Annotated in this window: 16 protein-coding genes and 3 pseudogenes; 10 read left to right on the forward strand and 9 right to left on the reverse strand. The window is 57.2% G+C overall.

The features are described 5' to 3' along the window. The gene (locus tag EJA05_RS17160; RefSeq protein ID WP_125464638.1) at positions 1-762 is read right to left on the reverse strand and encodes a sulfite exporter TauE/SafE family protein; all 762 of its coding nucleotides are present in this window, start codon (positions 760-762) and stop codon (positions 1-3) included. 100 nt (positions 763-862) lie between these two features. Between EJA05_RS17160 and EJA05_RS17165 the strand changes: the two genes are divergently transcribed. After that, positions 863-1,762 carry a LysR family transcriptional regulator gene (locus EJA05_RS17165; RefSeq protein WP_125859155.1) on the forward strand — a complete coding sequence of 300 codons (900 nt, stop codon included), beginning with the start codon at positions 863-865 and terminating at the stop codon, positions 1,760-1,762. Positions 1,763-1,898: 136 nt separating this feature from the next. Here EJA05_RS17165 and EJA05_RS17170 read toward each other — a convergent pair whose 3' ends face one another. Both EJA05_RS17170 and EJA05_RS17175 read right to left on the reverse strand, forming a co-directional pair. Continuing rightward, positions 1,899-2,093, reverse strand: a complete 195-nt coding sequence (locus tag EJA05_RS17170) for a hypothetical protein (protein WP_125464640.1) — start codon at positions 2,091-2,093, stop codon at positions 1,899-1,901. A 464-nt stretch (positions 2,094-2,557) separates the two neighbouring features. Further along, on the reverse strand, positions 2,558-2,914 hold the full coding sequence (locus EJA05_RS17175) for an SH3 domain-containing protein (protein WP_125464641.1): 357 nt from the start codon (positions 2,912-2,914) through the stop codon (positions 2,558-2,560). A gap of 376 nt (positions 2,915-3,290) precedes the next feature. Between EJA05_RS17175 and EJA05_RS17180 the strand changes: the two genes are divergently transcribed. The 3 genes from EJA05_RS17180 to EJA05_RS17190 all read left to right on the forward strand — a co-directional run bounded on the left by EJA05_RS17180 (position 3,291) and on the right by EJA05_RS17190 (position 5,276). Beyond that, positions 3,291-3,476: a hypothetical protein gene (locus EJA05_RS17180; protein WP_125859156.1), complete on the forward strand. Its 186-nt coding sequence runs from the start codon at positions 3,291-3,293 to the stop codon at positions 3,474-3,476. 78 nt (positions 3,477-3,554) lie between these two features. Continuing rightward, a complete protein-coding gene (locus EJA05_RS17185) occupies positions 3,555-3,755 on the forward strand; it encodes a hypothetical protein (RefSeq protein ID WP_110995563.1) in 201 nt (66 codons plus the stop codon). A 273-nt stretch (positions 3,756-4,028) separates the two neighbouring features. Further along, positions 4,029-5,276: a tyrosine-type recombinase/integrase gene (locus EJA05_RS17190; RefSeq protein ID WP_223811838.1), complete on the forward strand. Its 1,248-nt coding sequence runs from the start codon at positions 4,029-4,031 to the stop codon at positions 5,274-5,276. 112 nt (positions 5,277-5,388) lie between these two features. On the opposite strand, the pseudogene EJA05_RS28815 reads toward EJA05_RS17190, so the two are convergent. The 5 genes and pseudogenes from EJA05_RS28815 to EJA05_RS17200 all read right to left on the reverse strand — a co-directional run. Then, positions 5,389-5,753, reverse strand: a pseudogene (locus tag EJA05_RS28815) (IS66 family transposase); the annotation flags it as partial. A 64-nt stretch (positions 5,754-5,817) separates the two neighbouring features. Next, positions 5,818-6,237 (reverse strand): annotated as a pseudogene (locus tag EJA05_RS28600) (IS66 family transposase). A gap of 84 nt (positions 6,238-6,321) precedes the next feature. Then, complete coding sequence (locus tag EJA05_RS28605) at positions 6,322-6,465, reverse strand: IS66 family transposase zinc-finger binding domain-containing protein (RefSeq protein WP_267285392.1); 144 nt, start codon at positions 6,463-6,465, stop codon at positions 6,322-6,324. Beyond that, positions 6,401-6,736 carry a transposase gene (locus EJA05_RS28610; protein WP_267285393.1) on the reverse strand — a complete coding sequence of 112 codons (336 nt, stop codon included), beginning with the start codon at positions 6,734-6,736 and terminating at the stop codon, positions 6,401-6,403. The genes EJA05_RS28605 and EJA05_RS28610 overlap by 65 nt, the downstream gene beginning before the upstream one ends. Positions 6,737-6,939: 203 nt before the next feature. Beyond that, the gene (locus EJA05_RS17200) at positions 6,940-7,758 is read right to left on the reverse strand and encodes a DMT family transporter (RefSeq protein ID WP_223811839.1); all 819 of its coding nucleotides are present in this window, start codon (positions 7,756-7,758) and stop codon (positions 6,940-6,942) included. A gap of 270 nt (positions 7,759-8,028) precedes the next feature. On the opposite strand from EJA05_RS17200, the gene EJA05_RS17205 reads away from it, so the two are divergent. The 6 genes and pseudogenes from EJA05_RS17205 to EJA05_RS28450 all read left to right on the forward strand — a co-directional run. Continuing rightward, the gene (locus tag EJA05_RS17205; protein ID WP_125859158.1) at positions 8,029-8,646 is read left to right on the forward strand and encodes a TetR/AcrR family transcriptional regulator; all 618 of its coding nucleotides are present in this window, start codon (positions 8,029-8,031) and stop codon (positions 8,644-8,646) included. Positions 8,647-8,832: 186 nt separating this feature from the next. Continuing rightward, positions 8,833-10,140, forward strand: coding sequence for a sulfite dehydrogenase (gene soxC, locus EJA05_RS17210; protein ID WP_223811840.1), 1,308 nt, complete (start codon positions 8,833-8,835; stop codon positions 10,138-10,140). Next, positions 10,127-10,702 carry a c-type cytochrome gene (locus EJA05_RS17215; RefSeq protein ID WP_125859159.1) on the forward strand — a complete coding sequence of 192 codons (576 nt, stop codon included), beginning with the start codon at positions 10,127-10,129 and terminating at the stop codon, positions 10,700-10,702. The genes soxC and EJA05_RS17215 overlap by 14 nt, the downstream gene beginning before the upstream one ends. A 498-nt stretch (positions 10,703-11,200) precedes the next feature. Further along, positions 11,201-11,626 (forward strand): TonB-dependent receptor plug domain-containing protein, encoded by a 426-nt coding sequence (locus EJA05_RS28820; RefSeq protein WP_407692079.1) that lies wholly within the window; start codon positions 11,201-11,203, stop codon positions 11,624-11,626. Continuing rightward, the gene (locus EJA05_RS28825) at positions 11,577-12,026 is read left to right on the forward strand and encodes a hypothetical protein (protein ID WP_407692080.1); all 450 of its coding nucleotides are present in this window, start codon (positions 11,577-11,579) and stop codon (positions 12,024-12,026) included. The genes EJA05_RS28820 and EJA05_RS28825 overlap by 50 nt, the downstream gene beginning before the upstream one ends. Positions 12,027-12,081: 55 nt before the next feature. Continuing rightward, positions 12,082-12,353: pseudogene (locus EJA05_RS28450) on the forward strand (IS3 family transposase); the annotation flags it as partial. Between the two features lie 246 nt (positions 12,354-12,599). On the opposite strand, the gene EJA05_RS17225 reads toward EJA05_RS28450, so the two are convergent. Beyond that, on the reverse strand, positions 12,600-13,283 hold the full coding sequence (locus EJA05_RS17225; protein WP_223811841.1) for a TetR/AcrR family transcriptional regulator: 684 nt from the start codon (positions 13,281-13,283) through the stop codon (positions 12,600-12,602). Positions 13,284-13,307: the final 24 nt, after the last annotated feature.

Here is a 13,307-nt window from a genome sequence, read left to right on the forward strand (position 1 = left end):
TCAGCCGCTGAACAGGTCCCAGCTCAGCTTGGCGATCAGCACACAGAGCAGGATCAGGAACAACCCGCGCACGAACCCCGCCCCCTTGCGCACCGCCAGCCAAGTGCCCGTCAGCGCGCCGAGGATATTGAACAGCGCCATCGGCAGTGCAATCGCCCACAACACATTGCCCGAAGGAATGAAGAACACCAATGCCGCCAGGTTGGTGGCAATGTTGACCAGCTTCGCCGAGGCCGAGGCATGCAGGAAGTCGAGGGCGAAGAAGCGAATGAACAGGAAGATCAGGAAACTGCCGGTACCCGGCCCGAACAAGCCGTCGTAGAAACCGATGGCGCCACCGATCAACACCGCCAGGCATTGCTCCTTGCGGCCGATGACGGTGGGCTTGTGCAAGGTACCGAAGTCCTTCTTGCAGAAGGTGTAGACGGCCATCAGCACGATCATCGCCAGCACCATCGGCCGCATCACGCTGGCCGGCACCAGCGACACCGTGGCCGCGCCGCAGAAGGACATGACGAAGGCGCTCAGCGCCGCCGGGACGATCAGCCCCCAGTCCAGCTGCACCTTGCGAATGAACGAACGCGCCGCAAAGCTGGTGCCACAGACCGACGCCAGTTTGTTGGTACCCAGCAACGCGGCCGGCTGTGCAGTGGGCAACACGTTGAACAGGGCCGGGATCTGGATCAGCCCGCCGCCACCCACGGCGGCGTCGATCAAGCCAGCGGCAAAGGCAAACAGCGAAAGCAGGGCGATATCCATCATGTCGGCAGTCCAGGCGGCAATAAGCAGGCCGCCAGACTAATCAAAGGGCCGCGCTTGTGTTGAAATGCCACGTTGCGAAAACTGCAACAAGGATAAGCCCATGGCCCTGGATATGCTGCGTGAGATCCAAGCATTCGTCAGCGTTGCGCACAAGCGCAGCTTCGTCAGCGCAGCCCGCGCCCTGGGCCGCTCCCCCAGCGCCGTTACCCGCGCAGTGCAGGCGCTGGAAGATAACAGCGGCGCCAAGTTGTTCAACCGCAGCACCAGCACCGTGACCCTCACCGAAGCCGGCGAACGCCTGCTGCCCCACGCCGAGCGCTTGCTGGATGTGCAACGCGATGCCGCCGACGAACTGGCCGCGCTGGCGGGCAGCGCGCAGGGTTGGATCCGCCTGGCCGCACCCGAGGTTCTGGCGCAGCAGGTACTTCCGCAGGTATTGGCCGAGTTCTCCAGGCGTCATCCTCAGGTGACCCTCGATGTGCAGTTCAGCGACCAGGCGCTCGACCCACTGCTTGGCAAGCTCGACTTCGTCATCCGCGGCGCATTCCCCCAGTCCAGCGAGCTGATCGGCTACCCGCTGTGGAGCTACCGTCGACACCTGTATGCCAGCCCGCAGTACCTGGTTCGCGAAGGCACACCCCAGGGGCTGGAGGATCTGGAGCGGCACGCGCTGATCCTGCACACCGCGCCACGCATCCTCAAGGCCTGGCACTTCTGCCGCGAGGGGCATATCACCAGCCTGCGGCCACAACCACGGTTGCGCCTGGGTTCAGGTGTCGCGGTGCTGCAAAGCACCCTGGCCGGCGCCGGCATCGCCCGGCTGGCCGACTGGCTGGCCGAACCCGAGGTGCGCGCAGGGCGCCTGGTGCGGGTCTGCGCCGATTACCACCTGACCTCCAGCACCGGCCAGGACCCGCAGATGCATGCGCTGTACCCGACAGGCGACGTGCCGGCGCGGGTACGCGAGCTGCTGCAGGCCCTGCGCGCCGCGCGTCCGTGAGCACAAAAACAGAGGGTGAAAACGCTGTTCACTTTCTGCTCAATTTGACAGAGGCCACGGACCACAAGGCCCAGAGAACTTTATCCACAGACCTACCCACGTTTTTTGTGGACAGTTTCAGCAACGCTTGCAGGATTTATCTGAGCTTGAGCAACGCCGTATTGGCCAACCTGACCATTTCGATCCATTCACTTGCACTGATCACTCCAGAATGCTCCAACGCTTCGGCACTGCGCAGCGCCTGATCGTAGTCCTCCTCATGCAGGATGCCCTCTGCGAGATAGCGACTGCGCCACTCCAGCATCGCTGCAGTGTCTTTCTTGCATTCCATAGTGCGTATTGTCTCCAAGGCAAGTGATCGGCCCGTGTTCCCGGGCCCTTTTTACGGGGGCGGGAGAGTACACGAGCACCTTGCACTTGAGAATGACTTGCAGCTACCGCCTGTCTAGACGACTGCGGCAAATGGCCAAGGGCCGAAGGGAGAAAATCGAGCCCGCCTTGATGCCAGACGGGCTGAGGGATGAAGCGCAGGTTTTCAACCTGGCGGAATGGTACCCAGCAAACCGATCATGATAGTCAGCAGCAGAAAACCACCCAGGAACAGAGCAAGCTTGCCCATCGGAACCTCTACAGTGTGATGACGGAACAGCGGGGCCGGCCGATGCAGGTGCAGAGCAGCACAACCGGCCCGGCATTTGCCGGTTCGCAAGCGCCGGGCCTGGAAGGTATTGTCGGCTCGGCGCTGATACGGTTACAGATTCAGGTTCGTGGAAAAAAAGCAGATCAGATGTTCTTTCAGCAGCCCAGCAAGCGCAGTTTCTCCTGGGGCAACCAGCCCAGTTCGCCGTTGCGCAAGTTGCGGCACCACAGCCAGCCGTTCAGTGGCCGCAGGCCCTCGACCTGCTGGCCCGGGTCGATGTCCAGTTCATGGGCGCAATAAGCCTCCACCGCCCTGCCCCGGTCGACGCCGATCCGCTCGATCACCTGCGCCGGTACCCAGCCCGGCGCCTGCCCGCTGCAACTGCACAGGTACCAGTCCTGCCAAGGTTCCTCGCCCTCGTAGCGCTGACCGATGTCCAGCAAAGTGCCGCCAGCGAAGGTGATGGGGGTGGGGTATTCGCTGCGGTGGTGCTCTATCACGACGTACTTCACATGCCTCTCCCTGGCGGTGAAAAGCGTCGATGCTAGCAGAAACCGCCAACGCGGGATCGCCGGGGCCGGCAACTTCCCGCGCAAGTCAATTGCAACATATCGTTTCAACTCATTCGAAGACGTCCTACGGCGTCAGGTTCATTATCGACGCTGCGTGTATGGCTTAAGCCCAACCATGCCAAGGCTTCTGGCGCGACCGTTGGGGGACACCCAAAAATCAAGCCCTGATCTATTCGTAGGACCAATCTGAATGTTCTGTAGCCGAGTTATCGCCAATTCAGGAAGCGTGTATGAATGATCAGTATTGGCACGCGGAATGAGCTGATACCTTCGTTGGCACTAACAACGGCAAGGAGGCCCTTCATATGAGATCGACATGGATCAGTACCACACCTCCGCCCTCGCCCTGCAAAAACATCTGCTGAACCTGCGCCAGGAGCTGGTGCGGCTCAAGGCACACGGCCAACTGGAAAAGGCAGATCACCTCGCCGGGTTGATCGCGCATATCGAACTGACGCTGGCTGACATGGCCTCACCCTTCAGGTCACCGACGCTGCAGTGAACACAGGGGCTGGGCGAGCGTTTGGCCTTGATGGTGGTAACCTAGGGCTCACCCTCAGGCACCAGGAAGATCCGACACGTGCACGACGCACTCGATAGTTTACTAAGCGCGATTGGCAGCATTTTCGAAGCCATCGGCAATCTCTGTAATGCACTGCTCAACTGGCCAAGTTTCGACAAGCCACGCCGGGTGTTCACCCGTGGCTTCGTGGCCTTCTGCGTGCTGGTTGCGGTGCTGGAGTTGTGGTTTTTGAATGCGACGTTCGGGCAGGGTGCCTGATGGGGGAATTCGGCGGGGGTGACTATGCCCGAAAACGCAAAAAGCCCTGAATAATCAGGGCTTTGAAAGTGGCGGAAGCGTAGTCATTCGAAGTGTGTTTCCACTCCCGACTACCGGCATCCAAAACCCGACGCCCGGCCGCTCTAGAACGGCATATTTGGTGTAGCTTGAATGTTGCCGCAGTGTTCTGGCTTCCGCCCAGTTCCGTCTGTTTCCACCCTACGAGTGGGGGACCAAATGGGGGACCGGATTCAACGTTCGGAGGTCACCCCCATGCCCAAGCTCACAGTGAAATTGATAGAAAACCTCAAGGACTATGGCAAGTACGATGATGGCGATGGCCTGCGCCTTGTCATTCGAAAGTCTGGAAAAGCGTGGGTGCTGCGCTACCAGCTTGCAGGCAAGCGCAAGGAAATCGGCTTGGGCCCTTACCCTCACTATGGATTGAAGGAAGCGCGCTCCCGCGCCGACACTCACAGAGCATTGATTCGTGAGGGTATCGACCCTCTGACACACAAGGCTGATGCACTTCAGCAGGCTGAGGCTGCGCGGGTTGCTCGGGAGCTGAATCTTGAAAACACCTTCCGCGCTTGTGCAGTGGACTACATTGAAGCCCACAGAGCTGGCTGGAAGAACGCAAAACACGCGCAACAATGGGTCAACACACTTACTACTTATGCATTCCCCTTTATCGGAGAAAAGCCAGTCGACGAAGTTGAAACAGACGATATCTTGAAGATTCTGAATCCAATATGGACCGCTAAGCCTGAGACAGCGGCCAGGGTCAGAAACCGGTTAGAGCTTGTTCTCGATGCTGCCAAAGCACGCCGGCTGCGTACCGGTGAAAACTCCGCTCGCTGGCGGGGTCACTTGGACAAGCTTCTGCCTAGAAGAAGGCTGGTAGACCGTGGTAATCATCCCGCTCTACCCTGGGAGCAATTGCCAGCCTTCATGGCAGAACTAGAGCATTCCAGGGACCTTAGTTCAACTGCGGTAAAGTTAACCGTGCTGTGCGCTCTGCGTACAAGCGAAGTGATAGGTGGATATTGGGAAGAAGTTGATCTGGACGAAGAAATTTGGACTATTCCGGCTTCCCGAATGAAAGCCGGGCGCCAGCATCGAGTGCCGTTATCTAAAGCCGCCCTTCATACGTTCAGGTGCCTGAAGGCGGTAAGCAAAAGCGGGTTGCTTTTCCCTGGTCGTAGCATTGGTCGACCGCTCTCGAACATGGCAATGCTACAAAAAATACGCGGTATGGATGAGAAGTCCTTAGCCAACAACGGACCAGGCTGGCGCAACGAAGCCGGCGAAGTCATCACCATGCATGGTTTCCGATCAAGCTTCAGAGACTGGGCTGCCGAGACAACTAACTTCGCCAACATCGTTCCTGAAATGGCCTTGGCGCATAAAATTAGTAATGCGACTGAAGCAGCGTATCGACGAGGCGATCTGCTGGAAAAACGAAAACAGCTTATGGAGGAGTGGGCTCGCTATGCACTGTCAGGTTGCAAAACAACCTGACAGTGGCAAGGTGCTGCAAACGCCGTCCGTATGTTAAGCCCATTGAAACTACCTTGAAGGCTGAACCTGATCGGTACCAAGGTAAGCGGCCAGCGAACACACCTTGCACAGATCAGGCAGGCGTCCACTGATGCGGCATCAGTCGCTCGATCTCGCTGGCCCGCTGCGTCGGCAGCCGCGTCAGTACATCCTTGAGATAAGCATACGGATCATGCCCGTTGATACGCTCTGACTGGATCAGGCTCATGATCGCGGCCGCCCGCTTGCCGCTGCGCAGCGATCCCGCAAACAACCAGTTGAGCGCCCAAGCGCTTACGGCCGGATCAAGTTCTCGATCAGGTTGTTGTCAATGGGCACAGCACGATCTGCCAGGTAGCGCGTCAGCGCTACCCAGCGTTTGAGGCTGTAATCCAGAGCCTTCGATGTGGTCGAGCCCTCGGCCACCAGTTCACGCAGGGCCAGCATCCACTCATGCAGTTTTTCAGCGATGGGCAGCTTTTATTGGCTGCATGCAAGTCAAAGAACTTGCGGCGTGCGTGGGCTATGCAGCCGATCTCGGTGATGCCCAGTTCGAAGCTGGCTTGTAGCCGGCAAAGTCATCACAGACCAGCTTGCCGTTCCAGGCGCCCAAGAAGTTACGCGCATGTTCGCCAGCACGGCTGGGGCTGAAGTCCTAGATCACGGCCTTAAGGCAGAGAACGGCGTAGCGCTGTAGGCCCAGGCATAAGCGCGACGGGTTTTCTTCTCGCCGGGGTGCCAGCATTTGTACCGGCGTTTCATCGGCGTGCACCACGCGCTGGGCCAGCAACACTTCGAGCAGCACATCGACCAGCGGCTGAAGCTGCACGCCGGTTTGACCCACCCACTGCGCCAGTGTCGAGCGCGGGATGGCCAGGCCGGCACGGCCGAAGATCTTTTCCTGTCGATAGAGCGGCAAGTGGTCGGCAAACTTGGCCACCATCACGTGGGTCAGCAGGCCGGCAGTGGGGATGCCTTGTTCGATTACTTGCGGCGGCACCGGGGCCTGGATCAGCGTTTCGCACCGTCAGCAGGCCCATCTCCCGCGAACGTGCTGCTCGACAGTGAACATGCCCGGTGTGTAGTCCAGCTTTTCGCTGACGTCTTCAACAATGCGCTGAAGCTGGTAGCTGCAAGCACACTGAGTGTCGTCCGGTTCGTGATGGATCACGGTGCGCGGGAACTGGCGCCAGCGACGCACGCTTGGGTTGCTGGCGTGGTTCTGTCTTTGCGGGTGGTGGATGGAGGGCTTTTAACTCCGCCTCGAGGGCCTCAAGGTCGGTATTGAGCAGGTCGTCGAGCAAGCTGCCTTGCGCCGGGCTGATCTGCTCACTGCGCTTGGCGAACTTGTGTCGTTTGAGGATGGCGATCTCGTGAGCGAGCTGCTCGATGATCGTTTCATCACGATGGATCTTTCTGCTTTGGGTGTCGACCTTAGACATCAACTGCGCAGCCAGTGTGCGCAGTTGTTCGGGGTCATTTGGTCGAGATCGGACAAGTAAGTCATGGGGTGGGTTTTACCAAAGCAGCTGACTGCTTCAGCTAAAAGGCAGCATTTAAAGCAATGTAATTGCGCCGCCTGCTCCTTCTTCGTCAACATCAGTAATTCATATGAAACGGACACCTCACACCCAAGAGGCCTGAATTACGCGCCTCGCTTGCTGCCCAACACCAACGCAACGCCCCCCAGCACACCCACGGATGCCAATACCATCCTTAAACTCAGGCTTTCATCAAGCAAAACGATGCCTGCCAGCGAAGCTAGAATCGGCACGCTCAACTGCACCGTTGCCGCTTGAAACGCTGCAAGATCACGCACGACGACGTACCAAACCGCGTAACCGACGCCTGACGCCAGCGCCCCGGAAAGAACGGCGTAAAGCATCCCCAGCAAATCCCAGCGCAGCCCTGGCAGAAATGGCAAGCTAGCAATCAGAACCAAGGGAATGGAGCGGATGAAGTTGCCGGCAGTAGTCGCCAGAGGGTCGACGCCCCCTTTGCCAAACAGTGAGTAAATTCCCCACGCAAGTCCCGATAGCAACATCGTGAGCGCACTAAGGGCATCGGGGGATGCCGCGCCTGGAAGCAACAAGCTGACCAAGCCAGTAAGCGCTAACACAAATCCAACGACTGTCAGCGTGGACATCCGCTCGCCTTTGAACAAGCCGTACAGAACCATGCTCAGTTGAACTGCGCCAAACAGCAGCAACGCGCCCATCCCAGTTTCCAAATGAACGTACGCGAAGGAAAAAGCGAAGACGTAAACGAACAAGGCTGCGGCGCCCTTCCAGCTGCCTTTAACCCTGGTTGAGGACAGTCTCAAGGCACACATCAGCCATAACACCAAGGCGCCGCTGGTCAGCCTGACAACGCTGAAACTCGCAGCATCGATGTCGGTGTGCTTGAGCGCCAGGCGGCACAGTAGCGAGTTCGCGGCAAAGGCGACCATGGCGAAACAGGTCATCGCTATCAATCTTGCCGAGGCTGATGAGTTGGACGCCCGAGTTAAGGGTTTGCTCATTGTCATGGTCAATCCGAATGCCTGGGTAGGCTCTTAGAATTCTCGACGCCACCGCGCCCTTAGAAACACGTTCGATTTAAGTGGGCTTATAGTCGCTCCTGTACCGATCGGTCAATACACCCCCTTACCAGCAACGGGGTTTAGCATGACCCGTTTGTATCCTTCAACGCGCACGCTGGGTATGATTGACGCTCAACTGGTTGGAACTGACCCATGGGAAAAAAGAACGCCATCGTCGCTGCCGAACCTGCTGAAACAAGCACCAAGGAGCGGATCCTGAAAATCGCTGCGCAGTTGTTTTCGACGCGCGGGTTTCATGCGACTGGAATGGCTGAATTGGAAAAAGCAACTGGCCTAGCTCGGGGCGCGCTGTATTACCATATCGGCAGCAAGGAAGAATTGCTGTTCGAAATCACCAGCAGGTACTTGCGGGTGCTCATCGCGGAAGGTACACCTTTGTGCGGGAGCGATTTGTCTTCGGAAGATAAATTTCGCCAGTTTTCGGCCATCGTGATGCGCACGATTGTCACCCATCTGGCCGAAATGACGGTGTGTTTCCGGGAAGTGTATTCGGTCATTGGCGAGCGCAAGACCGAGCTGCTTGATCTGCACCGCCGGTATGAAAAGCTCTGGTCGCACATCCTCAAGGCTGGCGTGAGCGAGGGGACCTTCCGTACATCTGACTCGTTGGCCGTGAAGGCTATCCTAGGTATCCACCACTACAGCTACTTGTGGATCAAGCCCGGAGGCCCGCGTTCCCCGGAATCCATCGCGACATTCTTCTGCGACACCCTCCTGCCCGGACTTAAGGTTGAGCCACGCCTGGCTTGACTGTCATTAGCGGCGCTTCAAATGCGCCGCCTCCATCGACCTCCTCCTCATTCACGTCCCATCACCGATGGTCGTCCTTGCGACTGGACCACGCGCGTTTTTCCTTCTATTCTAGCCACAGACCGACCGATCAGTCTACAAGCTTGCCGTTGGGTCCGTCCCGACAAAGAACCCCAGGGAACAACAATGACAAAGAAATCCATGGTCCCCACCAAGCAAGACACGTCTGAGACATCTTTGGCTCGCAGGGACTTCCTGATAAAAAGTGGAACCGTTATCGGCGCTGCCGCCTTTGCTCTGAGTGATAGCGCTCTGGCCAATGCAGAGACGACCAACATCGCCCCGCTTGACCCGAACCTGCCCCTTGAAGTCCCGCAATGGTCCCGCAGTCTTGGCACTCCCACGGCAAGCCCTTACGGCAAACCTTCAACGTTCGAAACCAAAGCAGTTAGGAATCTATATCCCGGCCTGAAAGAGACCATGTCCGCCTACAGCACCTCTCCACTTCAGGAACTGGACGGCATCATTACCCCGAATGGTCTGTTCTATGAGCGCCATCATGCGGGCGTCCCGCAAATCGATCCGGCTGAACACCGGTTGGTAATTCACGGCTTCACCGAAAACGCCTTGATCTTTACCGTGGACGAGATACGCCAGTTCCCCGCCGTGTCAAGAGTGCACTTCATGGAGTGTTCGGGCAATCCATCGTTTCTACCTCCGTGGGGCAAAACCGCCGCCGAAGTCAGTGGCCTGGTCAGTTGTGCTGAGTGGACTGGCGTTACCTTGAAGACCCTGCTGGATGAAGCCGGGCTCAAACCGCAAGCCAAGTGGATCATTGCCGAAGGGGCGGACGGCGCGGCAATGACACGCAGTATTCCCATCGAAAAATGCCTGGACGATGTGATGGTTGTCTACAGCCAGAACGGCGAGCGTCTAAGGCCGGAACAGGGCTACCCGTTGCGTCTGTTTGTCCCCGGCTACGAGGGCAACACCCACATCAAATGGCTGCGCCGACTTCATGTCACCGATGCGCCCGCCTACAGCCGGGAAGAAACCGCCAAATACACCGACTTGATGGCCGACGGTAAAGCTCGGAAATTTTCCTTTGTCATGGAATGCAAATCACTGGTGACCTACCCTTCCGGCACCCAGAAACTGACGCGCAAGGGTCTGCATGAGATGCGTGGCATAGCCTGGAGCGGCCACGGCAAAATCACCCGTGTCGATGTTTCCGTTGATGGCGGCAATACCTGGACGCAAGCCAAGTTACAGGAGCCCATTCTGACCAAGGCGCTGACCGCCTTCAGGGCGCCTTTCGAATGGAACGGTCAAGAGTTGATGATCATGAGCCGCGCCATCGATGAGACCGGATATGTTCAGCCGATGCTGGAACAGTTGATTGATGAACGTGGCAAGGTCTCTTTCTACCACAACAATTCGGTGCAACCGTGGCGTATTTCCAGCAATGGGGAGGTGACCAATGGACGGGCTTAAAGGTGGTTCGTTATTCATCGGTCTGCTTTGCGCCTGTGCGCTGAATCATGCCTCGGCACAATCCCAATACGGTTTGGGCACCAAGGCTACCGAAGCGCAGATAGCCAGTTGGAACATCGATGTGGCACCCGACGGCAAAGCCTTGCCTCAAGGGCGCGCGACGGTAGCGGATGGGGAAAAGGTCTACATGAACAGTTGCGTCAGCTGTCATGGCGTGAAGCTCGAGGGCGGCGTCGGACCTGCGTTGGCGGGAGGCGAAGGAACCCTGACTACTGACAAACCGCTCAAGACAGTCGGCAGCTATTGGCCTTACGCAACGACGCTTTTCGACTACATCCGAAGAGCCATGCCCTTCCAGGCGCCACAGTCATTGTCCAACGAACAAGTCTATGCAGTGACCGGCTACATCCTGCACATGAACAAGCTGCTGGACGCCAACGCGACCGTGGATGCGTCGATCTTAACAAAGATAAAGATGCCAAATCGAGACGGTTTTTATACCGACGACAGACCGGACAGCAACGCGGTTGTCTGCGTGTCGAACTGTTTAAAAGTTCACTGACGGATCAAAAAATGTAAAATCCGCTCTTCGAAAGACCGTCCTTCTCAACGAGCTTTGCTGATGAGGCTGGACGGCGCGGCATTCGAAATGCCGGCAGGATGTGCTCTCCCCTGCCATTGTCCGTCGAGGCTGATTGCATCATCGCAAGCCTGTTCCCTGCCATCCTGCTGCCAGCGTTTTTCGAGCTACTCGCCCTGCTTGCCGGTGAGCCAGCCAAGCCGTTGCCCGCACAACCGACGCCCTGGTCACCCAGACAGCGCTGACCCATGATCAACCCTCGTGCTTCCCCCGCCCTACTTCCTTCGCCTTGACATCATCACCATCTACCGCTGGATGACGCGCGACCGGTGTGTGCTCATATTAAGCTAGGAAGCTTTTCATGTTTCGCTTGACTACTTTGGCGTTGCTCGCGAGCTTACCCCCCGTTACGTCAATGCCTCGACCAACCAGCCGAAACCGGCCACCAGCCTGGACCTGGATACCCCCATCGAAAGCGGCTTGCATCTGGACCTCAGCGCCCGGGAAAATCCCGCCTCTGTAAGCTTGGCTGATCGCAAGCCTATGGAACGTATCGGAGCACGCAAATTTCAAGACGCTGTGAACGCTCTGCCTGGGATTAACGCTCCTGCGCCATCCGGCTGGGGCAGCTATGTGTCGTACTGTGGCTTCAACGATGCCCAGATCAGCCAGCTGTTCAACGGCATCAATCTGCAATACGGCGGCGCAGCACGTCCGGTCGGTGCCTGGAGTTATGATCGGGTGGAATTGCTCGGCGGCCCCTCCTCCTTCCTCAACGGCAGCGGTGCCCTAGGTGGCAGCCTGAACGTCATCACCAAACTTGCCCAAACGCGACGAAGATACCTTCGTGGGCCGGATGAGCTACGGTCACTACGACATCTGGGAAACCACGGTCGGCTTCAATAAAGCGCTCAACAGCGGAGCGGGTCCACGCCACTATGCGCGCCTCGACTACAGCCGTACCAGCGGCAACGGCTACATCGATCGCCAGGACAACGGTGCGGGCAACTTGGCCTACTCGCTGCTCAGCGACATCAACGACCGACTCTCCCATACGCTGGCGATCGAATACCTGGAAGAGAAGAAAGACAGTCCCTACTGGGGCACGCCGGTACTAGAACCAATGGCCGGCAGGTTGCACATCGACAAGCGCAACCGCTTCAACAACTACTACGTCAACAACAGTCGCTACGAGCAGCGTACCCGCTGGATAGGCTCGATCACTACCAGCTGGACGACAACACCCAGTTGCGCAATACCTTCTACCATTACGACGGATAGCGCGATTAGATTACCCCAACCTTGAGGTTTACCGTTCCAACAGGGATAACAGCGCCATCGCCCGCTCCGGCGGTTACCGCCAGCGGCACAATCAGGAAGACGACCAGACATTACTGGGTTCGATTAAGCATGAGTGGCAGGAGAGCGGCGGCGTTTATGGCTACCGCAAAATCCATGCCGACCCGCATGATGTCGGTGAAGATGGTGGTCGGCATTGTGTGGAGAGGCTGGTGTGTCATGGGGTGGGGGTGCAGCGCTATCAGGCAGGTATCGGAGTCGCCTCGGAAAGTACGACAGTAAGCCGGCGGTCGCCTTATCCAATTGGCTGGAGCGCCAGTTCGATGTTGTAGAAGGCAGATCAAGAGGAAAACCTATAATATGCGGGAAGATACTCGTGGTGACGTGCTCCATTACATTAAAATATTCTACAATGCAAAATGCCGGTAAGATTTCAACAATTAGCTGCAGCCAATAGCGTTTGAAAAGCATTACGCGACGAGCTTGCAAGGTACTTAGTGGATCCTGAGCGATCCATCAGCCTGTTGACTGATGTGACCTCTGAACAAGCTCCTCAGTGACTAATTTACCATCATTACGGCTAAGGGACCAAAACGGAGACTCCGCTTAATTCAGAGCTTGTGGATAGATGAGCTAGTCCACTATTTGAAATGATCGATAATAAGACGAGATCGAAGCCTTTCAGTAGATACTCAGATGAACCAAGTGTCCAGTCAATAAAGCTTGCTCCCTCCAGGGTGCTGAGCAATAAATGAGCATACAGCTTTAGGTCGCTTTGCGGCTTTTGGCCGCAGACTTCAAACAACTGTCGGAGCTTTTCTTCAATCCACGCGAGCTGTTTGTGGAAAAAGCTCGTGATTAGAAGTTGAAGGGATTCAGGTAAAATAGGAAATTCGGCCGCTAAAGCACCACACAATGGCAGGAGCCCGCGGCTAATGCTGGCTTGGAAAATTGTGGCAAACGTTTTGAGTTGCTCGGCAGGGCTCATCCCGGCGCCTTCGATCTGCTCCAAATTCACTATGAATCTCGCCATGTAGCGCTCGATAATTTCCTCGCCGAGTTTTTCCTTCACCGAAAAGTGATAATGGATACTCGCCTTTTTTATGCCGATCTCCATGGCGAGGTCGGCGTAACTAAAACCTGTGTAGCCCCTTGTGCGAATCAGATGCTCCGCATAGCTAAGCAGGTCCTCCCGCGTGTTGAGTGGCATAGAGCGCCCCAAACCAGTGCTTGTCCGAATTGAGATGCCTGCATGCTCACGCATTCAAAGCAGTTGCCGCCTGACGGC

Origin of the sequence: Pseudomonas oryziphila, assembly GCF_003940825.1 — a bacterium.
GTDB classification, from domain to species: Bacteria; Pseudomonadota; Gammaproteobacteria; order Pseudomonadales; family Pseudomonadaceae; genus Aquipseudomonas; species Aquipseudomonas sichuanensis.

Excerpts from the sequence above, each read along its gene's own strand:
- EJA05_RS17225 (WP_223811841.1), bottom strand. The coding sequence starts at position 13,283 with ATGCGTGAGCATGCAGGCATCTCAATTCGGACAAGCACTGGTTTGGGG.
- EJA05_RS17190 (WP_223811838.1), top strand. The coding sequence starts at position 4,029 with ATGCCCAAGCTCACAGTGAAATTGATAGAAAACCTCAAGGACTATGGC.
- EJA05_RS17205 (WP_125859158.1), top strand. The coding sequence starts at position 8,029 with ATGGGAAAAAAGAACGCCATCGTCGCTGCCGAACCTGCTGAAACAAGC.
- EJA05_RS17165 (WP_125859155.1), top strand. The coding sequence starts at position 863 with ATGGCCCTGGATATGCTGCGTGAGATCCAAGCATTCGTCAGCGTTGCG.
- EJA05_RS17160 (WP_125464638.1), bottom strand. The coding sequence starts at position 762 with ATGATGGATATCGCCCTGCTTTCGCTGTTTGCCTTTGCCGCTGGCTTG.
- EJA05_RS28825 (WP_407692080.1), top strand. The coding sequence starts at position 11,577 with ATGAGCTACGGTCACTACGACATCTGGGAAACCACGGTCGGCTTCAAT.
- EJA05_RS17200 (WP_223811839.1), bottom strand. The coding sequence starts at position 7,758 with ATGACCTGTTTCGCCATGGTCGCCTTTGCCGCGAACTCGCTACTGTGC.
- EJA05_RS17215 (WP_125859159.1), top strand. The coding sequence starts at position 10,127 with ATGGACGGGCTTAAAGGTGGTTCGTTATTCATCGGTCTGCTTTGCGCC.
- EJA05_RS17170 (WP_125464640.1), bottom strand. The coding sequence starts at position 2,093 with ATGGAATGCAAGAAAGACACTGCAGCGATGCTGGAGTGGCGCAGTCGC.
- EJA05_RS17180 (WP_125859156.1), top strand. The coding sequence starts at position 3,291 with ATGGATCAGTACCACACCTCCGCCCTCGCCCTGCAAAAACATCTGCTG.
- soxC (WP_223811840.1), top strand. The coding sequence starts at position 8,833 with ATGACAAAGAAATCCATGGTCCCCACCAAGCAAGACACGTCTGAGACA.
- EJA05_RS28610 (WP_267285393.1), bottom strand. The coding sequence starts at position 6,736 with ATGTCTAAGGTCGACACCCAAAGCAGAAAGATCCATCGTGATGAAACG.